General features: G+C 54.5%; 19 protein-coding genes and 1 tRNA gene. 13 read left to right on the plus strand and 7 right to left on the minus strand.

The window, feature by feature from the left end; genetic code table 11:
- Positions 1-456, minus strand: a 456-nt coding sequence (locus TX82_RS16290) for a hypothetical protein (RefSeq protein WP_042251022.1), incomplete at its 3' end; no start/stop codon positions are given.
- Between the two features lie 172 nt (positions 457-628).
- On the opposite strand from TX82_RS16290, the gene msrP reads away from it, so the two are divergent.
- A complete protein-coding gene (gene msrP, locus TX82_RS09675) occupies positions 629-1,615 on the plus strand; it encodes a protein-methionine-sulfoxide reductase catalytic subunit MsrP (protein ID WP_005009829.1) in 987 nt (328 codons plus the stop codon).
- A 54-nt stretch (positions 1,616-1,669) separates the two neighbouring features.
- Here the strand turns inward: msrP and TX82_RS09680 are convergent, their stop codons facing one another.
- Complete coding sequence (locus tag TX82_RS09680; protein WP_005009832.1) at positions 1,670-1,885, minus strand: hypothetical protein; 216 nt, start codon at positions 1,883-1,885, stop codon at positions 1,670-1,672.
- A gap of 161 nt (positions 1,886-2,046) precedes the next feature.
- On the opposite strand from TX82_RS09680, the gene TX82_RS09685 reads away from it, so the two are divergent.
- The 3 genes from TX82_RS09685 to TX82_RS09695 all read left to right on the plus strand — a co-directional run bounded on the left by TX82_RS09685 (position 2,047) and on the right by TX82_RS09695 (position 3,571).
- Entirely contained in the window at positions 2,047-2,889 is an 843-nt protein-coding gene (locus TX82_RS09685; RefSeq protein ID WP_005009834.1) for an HDOD domain-containing protein, read from the plus strand.
- A gap of 148 nt (positions 2,890-3,037) precedes the next feature.
- Complete coding sequence (gene hspQ, locus TX82_RS09690; RefSeq protein WP_052338244.1) at positions 3,038-3,280, plus strand: heat shock protein HspQ; 243 nt, start codon at positions 3,038-3,040, stop codon at positions 3,278-3,280.
- 33 nt (positions 3,281-3,313) lie between these two features.
- Positions 3,314-3,571, plus strand: a complete 258-nt coding sequence (locus tag TX82_RS09695) for a hypothetical protein (RefSeq protein WP_005009836.1) — start codon at positions 3,314-3,316, stop codon at positions 3,569-3,571.
- A 54-nt stretch (positions 3,572-3,625) separates the two neighbouring features.
- Here the strand turns inward: TX82_RS09695 and TX82_RS09700 are convergent, their stop codons facing one another.
- The 3 genes from TX82_RS09700 to TX82_RS15280 all read right to left on the minus strand — a co-directional run bounded on the left by TX82_RS09700 (position 3,626) and on the right by TX82_RS15280 (position 5,376).
- Positions 3,626-3,970 (minus strand): YfhL family 4Fe-4S dicluster ferredoxin, encoded by a 345-nt coding sequence (locus tag TX82_RS09700; protein WP_005009838.1) that lies wholly within the window; start codon positions 3,968-3,970, stop codon positions 3,626-3,628.
- A 491-nt stretch (positions 3,971-4,461) separates the two neighbouring features.
- A tRNA-Met gene (locus TX82_RS09705) sits at positions 4,462-4,538 on the minus strand.
- A gap of 175 nt (positions 4,539-4,713) precedes the next feature.
- Complete coding sequence (locus TX82_RS15280) at positions 4,714-5,376, minus strand: class I SAM-dependent methyltransferase (RefSeq protein WP_005009844.1); 663 nt, start codon at positions 5,374-5,376, stop codon at positions 4,714-4,716.
- Between the two features lie 186 nt (positions 5,377-5,562).
- Between TX82_RS15280 and TX82_RS09715 the strand changes: the two genes are divergently transcribed.
- On the plus strand, positions 5,563-7,707 hold the full coding sequence (locus tag TX82_RS09715; RefSeq protein ID WP_005009846.1) for an ABC transporter substrate-binding protein: 2,145 nt from the start codon (positions 5,563-5,565) through the stop codon (positions 7,705-7,707).
- Positions 7,708-7,714: 7 nt separating this feature from the next.
- Here the strand turns inward: TX82_RS09715 and TX82_RS09720 are convergent, their stop codons facing one another.
- Positions 7,715-8,368: an FG-GAP repeat domain-containing protein gene (locus TX82_RS09720; RefSeq protein WP_144079150.1), complete on the minus strand. Its 654-nt coding sequence runs from the start codon at positions 8,366-8,368 to the stop codon at positions 7,715-7,717.
- Positions 8,365-8,862: an FG-GAP repeat domain-containing protein gene (locus tag TX82_RS09725; RefSeq protein ID WP_005009853.1), complete on the minus strand. Its 498-nt coding sequence runs from the start codon at positions 8,860-8,862 to the stop codon at positions 8,365-8,367. The genes TX82_RS09720 and TX82_RS09725 overlap by 4 nt, the downstream gene beginning before the upstream one ends.
- Before the next feature lie 140 nt (positions 8,863-9,002).
- Here TX82_RS09725 and rpsF point away from each other — a divergent pair, with 140 nt between their 5' ends.
- The 8 genes from rpsF to TX82_RS09765 all read left to right on the plus strand — a co-directional run bounded on the left by rpsF (position 9,003) and on the right by TX82_RS09765 (position 15,191).
- On the plus strand, positions 9,003-9,410 hold the full coding sequence (gene rpsF / locus TX82_RS09730) for a 30S ribosomal protein S6 (protein ID WP_005009856.1): 408 nt from the start codon (positions 9,003-9,005) through the stop codon (positions 9,408-9,410).
- 45 nt (positions 9,411-9,455) lie between these two features.
- Entirely contained in the window at positions 9,456-9,860 is a 405-nt protein-coding gene (locus TX82_RS09735) for a single-stranded DNA-binding protein (RefSeq protein ID WP_005009857.1), read from the plus strand.
- Between the two features lie 45 nt (positions 9,861-9,905).
- The gene (rpsR, locus tag TX82_RS09740; RefSeq protein ID WP_005009858.1) at positions 9,906-10,142 is read left to right on the plus strand and encodes a 30S ribosomal protein S18; all 237 of its coding nucleotides are present in this window, start codon (positions 9,906-9,908) and stop codon (positions 10,140-10,142) included.
- 3 nt (positions 10,143-10,145) lie between these two features.
- Entirely contained in the window at positions 10,146-11,132 is a 987-nt protein-coding gene (locus TX82_RS09745) for a DUF2232 domain-containing protein (protein WP_005009863.1), read from the plus strand.
- Positions 11,133-11,208: 76 nt separating this feature from the next.
- The gene (gene rplI, locus TX82_RS09750; protein WP_005009864.1) at positions 11,209-11,718 is read left to right on the plus strand and encodes a 50S ribosomal protein L9; all 510 of its coding nucleotides are present in this window, start codon (positions 11,209-11,211) and stop codon (positions 11,716-11,718) included.
- A 56-nt stretch (positions 11,719-11,774) separates the two neighbouring features.
- Positions 11,775-13,142 (plus strand): replicative DNA helicase, encoded by a 1,368-nt coding sequence (gene dnaB, locus TX82_RS09755; protein WP_005009865.1) that lies wholly within the window; start codon positions 11,775-11,777, stop codon positions 13,140-13,142.
- Between the two features lie 82 nt (positions 13,143-13,224).
- Positions 13,225-14,100, plus strand: coding sequence for a tetratricopeptide repeat protein (locus TX82_RS09760; protein WP_187291946.1), 876 nt, complete (start codon positions 13,225-13,227; stop codon positions 14,098-14,100).
- 158 nt (positions 14,101-14,258) lie between these two features.
- Complete coding sequence (locus TX82_RS09765) at positions 14,259-15,191, plus strand: M23 family metallopeptidase (RefSeq protein ID WP_237100698.1); 933 nt, start codon at positions 14,259-14,261, stop codon at positions 15,189-15,191.
- The last annotated feature ends 126 nt before the right edge of the window (positions 15,192-15,317 follow it).

A 15,317-nucleotide genomic window follows, 5' to 3' on the forward strand; every position in this document is an offset into this window, starting at 1 on the left:
CCGAATTTTCGGGGTGGCTTTCTTCCAGGCATCCCCCGTCCATTTGAACCACTGTTCCTGGTCCTGGTCGAATACATAGAGCGGTTTGTTGAACAGCTTGGCCAGTTCGGCGCCCCAGCCGGTGCCGCCTTTTACCGTTTTGTCTTCCAGGATATGACCGACCACGAACACTTCCCCCGCTTGGTTGACCATGTGCCAGATACTTTGCAGGACTTTTCTAAACAACGGTCCGTCACTGTACTTGCGGCGCATGAGTTTGGAGACGTAAACCAGGCTGACATCCCCGTGTTTTAGCTCTTCCTGGGTAAGAAACCGGGTGCCACGCTTGCGGACGATTTTGTGGCCGTCGAAGGTGAAGTGGACTTCCTCCATGCCCAGGCGTTCGGCATTGGCACCGAACTCCGCCTCCGCGCCTTTCACGCCACCACTGAATAATGTGAAATCTTCCGGCTTCATAAACGACCAAAGGGCAAGAAAAAGAGATGGAAACCGGTCTGGACCGGTCTCCACAAGCCAAAACAATGTATGCGAATCCACCTAAACTCTCAAGGAATTTCTTGGTTTGAGCGGATATAATGAAGAGAGGGGAGACGCTGCCGTCCACCCGGACGCCACAAAAGGAGTGATTATGAGCCACTTGTATGTACCCCCCGACTGGAATGAAAATTCCCGAAGCATCACCCCGCAGACCCTGTTTTTCAATCGCCGCGATTTTCTCCAAGCAATGACGGCCGCTGGTCTGGTGGTTGGCGGAGCATTATTGCCGAAATCTGCGCAGGCCGAGACCGGCTGGCTGGACCGCCTTCTGGGTGAGCCCGATCGAAAGCTCCAAACCGATTTCACCCCCATCCCCGGTTTGAAACGCAACCCGGCCTATACGGTTTCGCGGCCAATGACTCAGGAGGCCGTAGCGCTCCAGTACAACAATTTTTATGAATTCACCTCCGTCAAGGAAGGCGTGTGGAAACTGATCGATGCATTCCAGCCCCGACCGTGGCAGGTTGAGGTTTCGGGTCTCGTCAACAACCCCAAAACGTATGATGTGGACGACCTCATCAAGACCATGCCGCTGGAGGAACGCGTGTACCGCCACCGTTGTGTGGAGACGTGGGCGATGGTGGTGCCGTGGAACGGGTTTCCGCTGCGCGAACTCATACGCCGCGCCGACCCCAAACCCGGGGCGCGGTTTGTGAAATTCACCAGCTTTCTCAATCCGCAAGTGGCCCCGGGGCAGGAGCAGAGCCACCTGCCGTGGCCTTACACCGAGGGGCTGACGGTCGCCGAGGCGATGAACGAATTGACGATCATGGCTACCGGGGTGTACGGTCACGTGCTGCCCAACCAGCACGGAGCGGGAATCCGGCTGGTGACGCCCTGGAAGTATGGTTATAAAAGCATCAAGTCGGTGGTCAAAATCGAGCTTGTGAGTAAACAGCCGGCGACCTTCTGGAATACACTGGTTCCCCACGAATACGGGTTCGTTTCCAATGTGAACCCGGATGTGCCGCACCCGCGTTGGTCTCAAAAAAAGGAGAAGATGATCGGCACCGGCGATATTTATCCGACCGAAAAGTTCAACGGCTATGGGAATTGGGTGGCCTCCCTCTACGCCTGATCGAACCAGGGATTCGCGGAATCAAACCGGAAACCGGGACAAAAAGGAATGGGGCTACTGGAAGTCCCGGAGGTCCTCTTCGTCGAGGATGTTTTCGTTGACCCCATCCTCAATGATGGCGTCGGCCAGTTCGCCGAAACCACCGGTTTCGTAATTTTCGACATTTTCGTTGTCGAAGTCATCAAAGTAGACTTTGTGTTCATTTTCACACCATTCACGAATGGTATTGCTGAAACGGAGGACCCGTTGCACGGCTTCCAGTTTATCCATATCCTAGTTCCTGCTGAGATGGGGGTTCAGTAATTTCAGTGTCGAGTGAAGAAAATTTTGGGGATCGATACCAGAATAATTATAATACGAAGTTCAGTGGTTCAAATTAACAGCATCCATATCGGAATTCAACCTGGGTTGAAAACGAAAAGGGGGGGGACTTGGCGACCAAAATCAAAGACATGATCGGTTCCTGGGCGGCCTCGCCGCCTGTCTTGTATTACCAATTGAAGCAGGCCATGGACGATCCGGAGAGCAGTTTTAATGATTATTCCCGGATCATCAGTGCCGACCCTGCACTGACAGCGCGCCTTCTCAAAATCGTGAACAGTCCCTTCTATGGTTTTTCCTCCACGGTGGAAACCATCGACCACGCTCTCAACATCATCGGTACGGACCAACTGATGGACCTCGCTCTGGCAACGGTGGTTGTGAGCAAGTTCAAGGGGATCCCGCGCGACCTGATTAACATGGAGACGTTCTGGATGCACAGCATCGCCACCGGCATTGCGGCACGTAAAATGGCAATAGCCGTGGGTATCGAGAATCCGGAACGTTTTTACCTGGCCGGAATGTTGCATGACATCGGCACCCTCCTTCCTCTCAAACAGCAGACCGAGGTGGCGAAGGGTGTGCTGGAACAGTGCAGGGAAACCAAAAAACACCTGTTCCTCGTGGAAAAAGAAACCTACGGGTTCAGTCACGCCGAGGTTTGCCAGCTTTTGCTTATGGAATGGCAGCTTCCCCAGCGTCTTGTGGATATGGTGACTTACCACCACTTTCCCCTTGAAGTCAGTGACCCCGAAGTGAGGCGGGATTGCTGTATTCTCAACATGTCAGACATCATGGTTTACTTTTTGAAGATCGGGAACAGTGGCGAGCCCGCCGTGCCGCAATTGCTCCCCGATGTGCCGAAACATGCCGGTGTGCCGAAGGATGTCATCGATAAAATCCGTGAAGAAGTCCCCAATGAGGTCGATGAAACCGTCAAAATGTTCATCTGAATTTTAGAACGGGCTGAAGGGGGGCGTGGGCCAGGCTCACGCCCCTTTTAATTTTTATGCAAACTCCACCAAGTGTGATTCCGCCCTTTTTTCTCTCTCTGATTTTCAGTATATTTTTAATAGAACCATCCACGGACCGGGGGGCGCCATGAAACAATCCCAACCCAAATATTGCATCGGCCAGATGATCCACCACAAATTATATGATTATTATGGGGTGGTCCTCGGTGTCGACCCGGAATTCCTGCTCTCAGAGGAGTGGTACGAGAAAATGGCCCGCAGCCGCCCCCCGAAGGACCAGCCCTGGTACCACATAAAAGTGCACGGCGAGGACAGCCTGCGCTATGTGGCTGAACGCCATTTGGAATTGGACAAGAACGTCTTCAACTAGGCCCTTCGGGGCCTGCTCTGCCCGGGAGGGCCGTTGCCCGCTTCTCCTTCATTATTCCTCTGGATTATTGCATCAGGCCTGCTGGCATTGTTTGTGTGGGTGGGGGTGGGATTGGTACTGGACCATCTTCCCTGGACTCTCATTGATACCTCGTCCCCCGGCAAAAAACAGGTGATTGCTGTGGTTTTAATTGTGCTGGGTGGACTGGGCTACCTGTCCTTGCGGGAGGTCCTGAGGTATGTCTGGTGGGGACTTCGTTACTTGCTTGGGATGGAATTCGAAGGCTTGTAGGCAAAAAAAGGGCCCCTGCATCTGGGGATGCAGGGGCCTTAAATTTCCTCTGGATTACTGTTCCAGATGTGCGTTTTTGCGGTCCGGATTGCGGAACAGGGAGGTCTCTGCGCTCAATTCGTCGAGCGCCGGGAACGTCTGGTCCGGGTGGATCTGCTGAGCACGCTCAAGCAGAAGCTCTTCGGATTCGCGGCGGTCCGGGTCCGGGATGCAGCAGTCTACCGGGCAAACTTCCTGGCAGGCTTCCTCACCATGGAAACCAACGCATTCGGTACACAGTTCCGGATCGATGTAGTAGAAATCGATCCCTCCCTTGGTACCATCGTCAATGGCGGCGTTTGGGCATTCCGGCTCACACACACCGCAGTTAATGCATTCATCAGTAATGATTGTTGCCATCGGCTGTCTTCCTCTAATGAATTAGTTAGATAGAAAAAATTTATAACCGAAGAATATTCCCTGTGAAAGGAGGAATTGAGTATTTTCTGTTTGGGCAGTGGGTTCAGGCTTCCTTTTGAAACGCAGGCCTTACCTTAAACTGCTGAAATTGAAATTTCAATCCCTTTTGTATTTTTTTTTGCAGGGAAACCCCGGATTCGAAAAACAGGAAGCACCCCAACCTGCTTTCGCAACTGGGCTTCCTCAGAAAAATACTGATAACCTTTTTAGAAATGGGAAGTTATCAGTTTTTCAGGGGACCGTCAAGGCCCCCCAAATGGCCCCTTTTTTCCAAAGTTTGGAAACCGGCCGGAAATTACATTCTTTTCCACCCACCCCAAAAACCCCGGGCGGCTTGCATGCTCATCGGCAGAAACAAGTCCGTTTTTTTTCGAGTTCCGGTGGCGAAAAAATAAAGGAGCAAGGAAACCGTACCTTGCTCCTTTTCTATTTGGTAGCGGGGACAGGATTTGAACCTGCGACCTTTGGGTTATGAGCCCAACGAGCTACCGGACTGCTCCACCCCGCAATAATACAAAAGGACGCTCCGGCAAATGCCGGAGGGTATTGAGTGAATATACCGATTCTTAAACTTTGTCAAGTGGGAAGCCGGACGGAAAGTGCGGGAACCACAGATATCCGGTTTTGTATTTCGGAAGCACTCAGTAGCCATTGTATAAGAAAGATCCGGGAATAGCCACCCCTCATTTTTGCAGTGTGAACGCTTGATTGCCAACTACGCCCATGGTGTATGGGCCGAGGCCCCCTATCACCGCCAGCGTCCGCTCGCAGAAAAAACCGATGTGGGTGGGATCGTCCTTGTACCACCAGTTCCCGAATTGGAGGGCGGCGTCCGGTTGCTCGATAAATGGAGTGGTCATCCCCGTTGTGAAGACAGCCACTCCCTCAGGCACCATGACGTTCACAATATTGCGGATTTCTTCCAGAGGGTTGGGCAAATGCTCTATGACCTCCACCGCAATCACCGCATCGAAGGGTTGTGCGTAATTCTGCTTGTTCAGGAAACCGTGCTCCATGGGGTCCAGGGCCGTTACATCGAAACCCCGGCTTTGCAGCTCCCGTGTCAACGCTCCCGATCCCGATCCGAAATCGAGCAAACGCTGATGAGGGATGCCCATTTCGCTCAGAATCTGCAACACCCCGTCCGCCTGGCCTTTGAACATATCTTCCGTCTGGTCTCCCCATTGCATCTTGTAGTGCCCTTCAGCCACCTCGTCCGCAGGCAGGTGGTTGGTAAAGATGTACCAGCATTGGGGGCATTTATGGAAAGTCCGGTCATCCCGGTAAAACTCGGGAGACGGGGCCTGGCAAATTCGGCATTCTGGGGCGGAAGGCGATTCGATCATAGATGGATTTTAAACACCGGCAACGATAAAGGCAAGGTGTCGCAGGGAGGGAGCGGGTTCCTGCAACCCAAACGGAAACCGCCATCCGGACCTCAATAAACAATCCGGTTTTGAAATTCATGGACGCTGTGTATTATTGTGAAGATAAGGATTTGTGAATATTTATTTTTCCTTTGAGCCGCCTTCATGTGGACCAAACGCATTCTGATTTTCCTTCCCCTGCTGGTCGTCCTCCTTCTGCTTCAGTCGTATTTCTGGGTACCCACTTATGACAAGCAGGGTTCCGGCAACCCGGACCGCCTGCACCAATTCATCGAGACTTCCATCGGCGACGCGGAAATCCTGAACCCCGTTCTGAGCGCGGATACCGCAAGCAGCCGCATCAACGACTTCGTGTTTAACGGGCTGATCGATTACGACGACCAGCTCAACCTGCGGGGAAGACTGGCTACCGACTGGATCATTTTTGAAAACGCTTATCTGCAGATCCTTCCCGGTTTTCGCGTGGAAAGGAAGGCGCTCGACACGCCGGAAGACTGGATTCAATTCATCCGCGAACGCACCGGTGACAACAAGGCGTGGTGGGCAAACATCGAGTCGGTCACTGTTCAGCCGGCCCGGCGTATCGACGATGTCCTATCGCTTCCGGAACTGGGTGCCGACGACAAGCCGGTTATGAAAAACGGGTTCCCAAAAATGACCGAGGTGAAATACCGTGTTCAACGCCCGCCGCGCATCCACTTCAAACTGAAAAACGTGGACCAGCATTTTTTCAATCCGCTGGAAAAGCTGTTTGGCGACAAGCTTTTTGAACAGTATCCCCACGAGCGTTTTGTGAAAGCGGTTGATACAAAGGAAGCGGGGAGGCTGTCACAACGATACGCGGAAATCATGCCGGTCAAGGAACACAATCCGGTCATCCGTTTTCAACTGCGCAAGGGTGTACGGTTCCATGATGGACATGAATTCGATTCCGGCGACGTGTTGTTCACCTACCGGGCGCTGATGAATCCCAACAACGCTTCGCCGCGCACCTCTGATTACGAACCCGTCAAAACCGCCGAAGTGCTGGGTCCGCACGAGATTCAATTTGTGTACAAGCGGTTGTTCTCACCTGCCATCACATCCTGGATGATGGGCATCCTTCCCGAACACCTGTTGAACAAAGAAGCTCTCAAAAAAGAAGCCCAGGTGGCGGGGAAGACGCCGGAGGAGATCAAAAAACTCTCCATGCGGGACAGTGCCTTCAACCGGCATCCCATCGGTACCGGACCCTTCAAGTTTGAGCGCTGGGAGGGGGATGTCGAAATTCGCCTGACACGAAACGACGACTATTGGGAGGGCCCGCCGGAGTATGGCGAGTACGTCATGCGTATCATTCCCGACGCCATCACACAGGAGATGGAGTTTTACGCCGGGGCGGCGGACAATTACAACGTCCAGCCCCACCAAGTGGTCCGTCTCAAGGACGACCCCAAGTTTCACAGCATCTCCACGGTGGGGAACAATTACTCCTACATCGGCTACAACCTGCGCAAGCCGCTGTTCGCCGATCCCCAGGTGCGCAAGGCGCTCGGCATGGCCATCGACGTGGACAAGATCATCAAACATGTTATGTACAATCAGGCGGAAAGGGTTACGGGACCGTTCGCCAAGGGCACGCAATGGTACGACGAATCGGTGAAGCCGCTTCCGTACGATCCCGAAGGCGCACTGAAAATCCTGAATGAGCTCGGTTGGAAGAAAAACGCCGACGGGTGGCTGGAGAAGGACGGCAAGGTGTTCGAGTTCAACCTCATCACCAACCACGGCAATCCCATTCGCAAAAACATCATGACCATCGTGCAGAACAACTGGCGCAAGCTCGGCATCAAGTGCAACACGCAGTTGTTCGAATGGGCGGTGTTCCTGAAGGATTTCGTCAACGCGCTCAAGTTCGACGCGTTGATCCTGGGATGGAGCATGGGCTTCGATCCCGACCTGTACCAGCTGTGGCATTCAAGCCAGACGCATCCCCGGCAGCTCAACTTCGTCGGTTATAAAAATGACGGAGCCGACCGCCTGATCGTCGCCATCCGCCGCGAGTACGACCAGCAGGTGCAGGAACAGATGACACATCAACTGCACCGAATTATCGCCGATGACCAGCCCTATACGTTTTTGTTTGCAGGAAAATCAACGCTCCTGCTGGATAAGAAGATCGTTGTCGTGGAGAAAAAGCCAGATGGCAGTGAGGAATATAAAAAGATCCGACCGGTGAAGGGCGGGCTGGTGTATTACCATTTCAATGACTGGCGCAAGCTCCCCACCGTTCCCAACTTCGCTAAGTGACGCGCGTTTATTTCATGACGCCGCGCCCCAGAAAGATATCCACCGTTCCCTCCGTGTTGCTGGCGACGGCGACATCGTCCAGGCCATCGTTGTTGAGATCGGTGCTGACGATCGCCAGCGGCGTGCCTCCGGTGACGTAGTCGCGAACCGGAAAGCGAAACGCGCCGTTGGGATGGCGGGTGATGAGGGAAAAGGAACTGCTTCTGGAATTGGCCACCACCACGTCCTTGTGATGGTCGCCATCGAAGTCGCCGATGGCGAGGGAGACGGGTCCGCCGCCGCCGGAAAAGGACACCGGCCGACCGAATTTGCCGTTGGTCCCCATCGGAATGTAATACAGGTTGTCGCCCTTGGCGGAGGTGGCGACCAAATCATACAGGCCGTCCCCGTTCATGTCTTCTTTCGCCAGGGTGAGACAACGCAGTCCCTGGGCGATCCGCTCGCTTTGCCGGAAGGTGCCGCCGGAGCCGCCGGTGAAAATGCGGATGGAACTGGCGTTGCTGGACTGCACGGCCAGCAGGATGTCCTCGAGCCCGTCGTCGTTGAAGTCGCCGGACACCCCGGAACTGGAGCGTGATCCGGTCTCGTAAGTCTCTCCCCGCTTGAAGCGTCCGTCGCCGGTACCGAAGTGCAGCTCCAGTTTGCTGAAGGTCAACGTCACCGCCACGTCCTTGTGGCCGTCGCCGTTGTAGTCGCCGACGATGAGGGCGAGGGGTACCGGCCCGGTCGGAACCGCTGCATCGGATGAAATGTTCCTCCACCTTTACCGAGAAGGACCTGGAACGCTTCGCCGCCTTCGCTGTTGAAAAGCAGGTCCGGCGTGTTGTCATGGTTGATGTCGGTGATGACGATGTGAGACGGCTCCACGGGCACCGGGAGGGTCTGCGGCGATTCGAAAGTACCGTCACCCCTGCCGAACAGGAAGGTAAGAGTGTGGTCCTTGGAGTTGGCCACCACGAGATCCTGATTGCCGTCGCGGTTGAGGTCGCCGTGGGCGAGGAAGACGGGTCCCCAGCCCACTTTCACCGTATTGTACGGGATGAGGACATCGGGGGGAGGTTCAGGCAGGGAGACGTCACAGCCGCTCCAAAAACCCACCAACCCCAGGAGGAGGCCCAGCCAGAGGGTGGCAATCCGGGTAACGGTCCATTTCATGATGTGCTCTCCGGGGCCGGAAACGGGGGTTTTCCCCTTGCTTTTAAGGCCTTGTTGTGACAGTATTTACCAAATTTTATCTTACCCACATCCTCGCTCCGGCCGCCGAGCCGGGGCTATAACTCAGGAGGAGGTCTCAATTGCGAAGCTATCAGTCTGTCCTGATTCTGAAACCTGACCTCGACGAAGGCAATGTCGATCAGGCCGTAGAAAAAATCACCGCCCTCATCCAGAAGCACAGCGGCGAAGTGCTGAGGCTGGAAAAGTGGGGCAAAAAACGCCTCGCGTACAAAGTCAAAAAGAACAAATTCGGTTATTACCTCAATATTTACCACACCTGCGGCGCCGGGGAAATTCCCGCTCTTGAAAAAGAGTACAAGCTGATGGATGTGCTCATCAAGTTTCTTGTGATCGTCCTTGATGAAAAGGAACTCGAGCGGGCCATGAGCCGGGGAACCGAATCCGGCGAAGAGGGCGAGGAGTCCAAGGCATCCGACGGGGAAGGGGAAAAGGAAGCCAAGAAGGAACCGGTTCCAGCCGCATCCTGATCCGTACGTCTGCACCGTCTTGAATCGTTTGGAAGGACATCACCTATGGCCAGTGTGAATAAAGTATTCCTGTTGGGAAACCTGACCCGCGACCCGGAACTGCGTTACACCCCAAGTGGAGCCGGCGTTGCCAGCTTCGGCCTGGCGGTGAACCGTAGGTACAAGGTCGGCAACGAAAACAAGGAGGAAGTCTGTTTCGTGGACATCACCGTGTGGGGCAAGCAGGGTGAAAACTGCGTGGAGTACCTCAGCAAGGGCAGCCAGGTCATGATCGAAGGCCGCCTTCAGTTCCGGTCCTGGGAAACGGATGACGGCCAGAAGCGCAACAAGCTGGACGTGGTGGCCAACAACGTGCAATTCCTCGGGAAGCCGGGCGGCGGCGCGGGCCGCAGCATGGACAGCTTCGAGGAAGAAGACGGTATGGGCGTGAAAGACGATATCCCGTTCTGAACAACGACATTCGAATAAATTGAAAACAAAGGTAGCCAAACAATCATGAACAAACCAAAAAAACGCGCATTCTTTTCACAGAAAATCTGCCGGTTCTGCGCCGAGAAAATCGAGCACATCGACTTCTACGACATCAAACTGTTGAAGCCGCTGATCTCGGAGCGGGGCAAGATCGTGCCGTCCCGCATTTCCGGAAACTGTGCCCGGCACCAGCGACAACTGACCACCGCCATCAAGCGGGCGCGCAATATCGCGCTGTTACCATTCACGGTCGAGCATTGATTTGTGAATGACCCGCTGACACCCAGGGATCTGTTCCTGCCCTTCGGGATTCTGCTGGTCATTCTGCTCCTGGGAACCCTGGTGCCGCCCCTGGGCGTGGTGGGAGGCATTTTCGTCCCGGTGCCACTGATCCTCATATACCTGCGTTACGGCAAGCAGGTGGGGCTGGTCTCCATCGCGCTTGTGTTCGTCGCGGTTTTGATGATGATGGGATTCAAGCAGGCGATCCTGTTCGTAACGGAATACGCCGTGGTCGCGGCCATTCTCGGTGAAACGGTGCGGCTGGGTTTCCCCTTTCAGCGCAGTGTGCTGTTTGCGGCGCTGGGATCGATCCTGCTGTCGGCAATGATGATCCTCGTGATCTCCGCGGGCCAGGAGATGTCGCTGACCCAGCTGTTCGAGCAGGAATTCCGGAAGGGTGCGGACCAGTACATCCAGTCCCTCGAAGGGGCGGGCGGAAAACCGGAAAACAAACAGATGCTGGAGGAGATGGCCGACCGCGTGGTCCACATGTTCGCGCTGTCATTCCCGGCATTGCTGGCGATCGGTTCGCTGTTCGCCACCGCACTCAATTACCTGGCGGTGCGCTGGGTGTGGCTCCGGTTTTACAGGTTGGGCGGCTTGTTTGAAAATGCCGATCTCACCCGGCTGATGATCCCGGACAACTGGGTCTGGTTCTTCATCATTGGTACCGGATGCGCGGTTCTGGGAGAGGGCTACCTGCAGGCACTGGGACTGAATTTGTTCATTGTGCTCGGTGGGCTGTATTTTTTGCAGGGACTGGCCATCTTCCTGCATATTTTGAAAGAGAAAAACATCCCGAAGTTTTTCTGGTACCTGGCGTTTTTGCTGATTTTCACCCAGCCGCTGTTGATCGGGCTGGTCGGCGGACTGGGGTTGTTCGACATCTGGGTGGATTTCCGGAAAATCCGCACCCAACCGCCCGAACCGGAAACCGATGAGGACGACGACATCGGGCCGCTGGGATGAGACGATTTGAAACCGAAATCTGCAGGACAAATTTCTTATTATTGCGTTGTGTCAATCAGGGAGTGTGAATCAAACGATGAAACTTTTACTTTTGGAAGAAGTCGAAAAGCTGGGCCACCTCGGGGATGAGGTGGAAGTGCGCGACGGTTATGGCCGCAATTACCTCATCCCGCAGGGCAAGGCGATTCTGGCAACGGCCAACAACGTCAAGGAATTCCAACACCACAAGGGAATCATCCAACGCAAACTGAAAAAGCTGAAAGGCGAGGCGGAAACCCAGGCCGAAGCCATCGGCAAGCTGCGCATCCAGGTCAGCAAGAAGGTGGGCGACCAGGGCAAGCTGTTCGGTTCCGTCACATCACAGGAAATCGCGGACCTCGTGGAAGCGCAGGGCGTGCAGATCGACCGGCGCAAGATTCAGTTGAGCGACCCGATCAAGGCGCTGGGAGAGTTTGAGGTTCCCCTGAAATTGCACCCGGAAGTGACGGCGAAAATTCACGTCACCGTATCCGCGGAAGAAGAGCCCAAGGCGGATGCGGAAGAAGAAACCGCGACGTCTGAACAGGCCGAAACCGAATCCGCCTGAAGCGGCGCTTTGCCGCGCCGGCGGGCCTTCACCCATCACTCGAACCGGAACCGCCCATGCCGGATGTCTCTGATATTTCACTGAGGCGCCTTCCTCCTTACAGCGAGGAGGCGGAGCAGTATGTGCTTGCCGCCTGCTTCGGTTCCAACGACGTCTTCGCCCGTGCTCTGGAAATCATCGGCCAGGACGATTTCTACAAGGCCGCGCACCGCAAAATCTTCGGTGGCATGCAGGGCCTGTTCGAAGACAACGAGCCCATCGACATTCTCACCCTGGCCGATCGTCTGCGGCGGGACCACGCCCTGGACCAGGTGGGCGGACTCGATTATCTGGATTACCTCGAAAACCTGGTGCCGACGGCGGAAGCCATGGGCTACCACGCACGCATCATCCGCGAAAAGAAAATCCTGCGCGACCTCATCGAAACCGCGACTGAAATCGTCACCCACAGTTACGAGGATTCCGACGGCGCGGACGTGATCCTCGATCGAGCGGAACAATCGATTTTCCAGATTTCCGAGCGCCGCACCCGCAGAACGTTTTTCGGCATCAGCGAAATCATCAAGAGCAGTTTCGATTCCATCGAGAAGCTGTTCGAAAGTCCGGGGATGATCACGGGTATCGAGACCGGGTTCAAGGACCTCGATCACATGACCTCCGGCCTGCAGCGGTCGGACCTGATCATCATCGCGGGACGACCCAGCATGGGCAAAACCAGCTTCGCGCTGGACATCGCCCGCTTCGCCGCAAGCAAACGGAAAGTACCGACGGCCATTTTCAGTCTTGAAATGTCCAAGGAACAGCTGGGCATGCGCATGCTGTGCTCCGAAGCACGCGTCAGTTCCGTGAAATTGCGTACCGGGTTTCTGGCGCGCGAGGACTGGCCAAATCTAACCGCCGCGGCGGGGCGCATCTCGGAGGCCCCCATTTTTATCGACGACAGCCCGCAGGTCAGCACACTGGATGTGCGCGCCCGCGCCAGGCGCTTGAAGGCCGAACACAACCTGGGGCTGGTCATAGTCGATTATCTGCAACTCATGCACGGCATCCAGAAGACAGAGAGCCGGCAACTTGAAATCTCCGAAATCAGCCGGGGCTTGAAAGGACTCGCCAAGGAGTTGGACGTTCCCATCATCGCGCTTTCCCAGTTGAGCCGCGCAGTGGAAAGCCGGACGGATAAGCGGCCCTTATTGGCTGACCTCCGCGAATCAGGCTCCATTGAGCAGGATGCCGATGTCGTGGCCTTCATTTACCGGGATGAAGTTTATAACGAGAACTCAGAGGATGTGGGCAAGGCCGAAATACTGATCCGCAAACAACGAAACGGCCCTATTGGAGAAGTCAAACTCGCCTTCCTGAAAGAATTCACCCGCTTTGAAAATCTGGCGCATCACGAATTTGAAGCTCCGATGGTCGAAGCGTAATCCAATGTCTTGCATGACACGCCTCAACTCATTTTGCTGCCGTCTTTCCGCATTGATTCTATTGCTGGCGGTAACGATGGTTATGACTGCACCCGTTGCCGCGCAGTCGCCGCATACGGAATGGGACAAGCTGTCCCCCATGCAAAAAGGGGAAATATACTTATTAAGAAAAAAGCCGGCGCAGGCGCTCGACACGTTCCGTAATATCTGGCGGCAGGAACCGCACAACCACTATGCCGTGCGCGGTATCGTCCGAGCTTATCAGGTGGCGGATCAACTCGACGAATCGCAGGCGTTCTTTCAGAAATTCGTGAATGACAATCCCGAAGCCGCACCGGCGTGGTATGGGTTGGGATACACCTATTACCAGATGGGAAGGTACCCGGAATCGAAGGTCCCCTTGAAACGCGCGGTGGAACTCGACCCCAATCTCGCCCTGGCATGGAACGCTCTGGGCGCGGCGTTAACGCAGTTGAAAGATTACGAAACCGCTGTGAAATACGTGAAACGCGCGATCGGCCTGCATCCTTCTGAAGTGATGTTTTTCCGCAACCTCAAAATGATATATCAACGCAAGGGAACACCTCAGGAATTTGAAAACGAATACCGGTATCATCTTAAGTCCGGCAATACAGCGGTGGCGAAGCAGTACGGTTTGGTCATGGCGCAAAACTTTCGACAAAAAAGTTTCAGCGAATACGCAGGGGGGAACCAAAGAAAGGCGATTGAACTGACCCGTGAAATGCTACAGGTTTACATGGAAATCAACCACATCACCGGGGTCGTGGCGGCGCACTTCAGTCTGGGCCTGCTTCTGGAGGAGGCCGGAGCCCTTGAGGAAGCCCACTCGGAATACCGGGAGGTCTTAAAAATCAATCCGAACCACCTGCAGGCGCGGGAAAAAATCCGGGCTTTGGAAGAAAAAATAACTGATCCCATATTTTTGATAAGTTTTTGAATTTATGTTTGTTAGGTTTCATCCGCTAAGGATTAAGGATCGCCGATATTCAAAAACCATTGACAACAAAGGAAGTAAGCAATTAACCTTGAGACGATTTCGTCCGCAGAGGGGCTTTCTGCGCTTAAGGGCTTGAAAAGTAAAAATAAAAAGGAGGTATGGTGGATAAAGAAGTCTACACCATAGTGGTTTTTCCCGAAGCCACAGAAAAACCCAAGCGATTCCAGATTCCCAAAAAAATTGCCAGGATTGCTTTGTACACGAGCCTGGTATTGGCAGTGGGATTTGGCGGTGCGTTTGCGTATCTGACTCAGCAGTTTCTTCAGTTCCGCGATGATAAGGTGGAACTGGCCGAACTGAAACGCAAAAGCAAAATCCAGAAAGTGCAGATAGAAAAATTCGGGAAGCGGGTGCGGACGTTTGAAACCGAAATGTCCCGGCTCGAAAACTTTGAGAAAAAGCTTCGCATCATCACTGCTCTCGACAAGGATTCCAAGCCCAGAGATGAAAACTGGGGTGTCGGTGGACCCCACGGTCTCTCCAATCACAGCATACGCACTGCTTTGGATAAAGAAGTGCAGGCCATGCTTGACAGTCTGGAAGGAGACCTGAATATCCTTACCAGCCAGGCGAAACTGCGCCAGGTGAGCTTCCAGGAATTGGACGAATTTTTCAAAAACCAGCGGTCTCTGTTGGCATCCACCCCGTCCATCTGGCCGACACGCGGCTGGGTGACTTCCGGTTTTGGATATCGAAAGTCACCGTTTACCGGCCTTCCCGAAAAACATGAAGGGCTGGATATTGCTTCCCGCAAGGGCTCCGAAATCCGTGCCACTGCCGACGGCAAGGTCATTACGGCCGGGCGGCAATACGGTTACGGTAACCTGATCGAGATCGATCACGGTTATGGCGTGATCACCCGCTACGGGCATAACTCCAAAAACCTTGTTAAGGTAGGTGACAAGATCGAGCGCGGCGACCTTGTCGCGCTGGTAGGCAATACCGGCCGCAGCACGGGGCCCCACGTCCATTATGAAATCATTGTGGACGGGATTCCGGTAAACCCGCGGAACTATATTCTGGAAGACTGATCCGGCTGACCCCGTCTTCCGGCTCCACCCGTCTCATTTCCTCTTGGTGTGACGCATCCCGTGTAGCCTGCACAGGAGTCCACCTTTATTATGACAGGCATTGCCCGCCGCTGGCCCCACGCAGTC

This window comes from Nitrospina gracilis 3/211, from assembly GCF_000341545.2.
Taxonomy (GTDB): domain Bacteria; phylum Nitrospinota; class Nitrospinia; order Nitrospinales; family Nitrospinaceae; genus Nitrospina; species Nitrospina gracilis.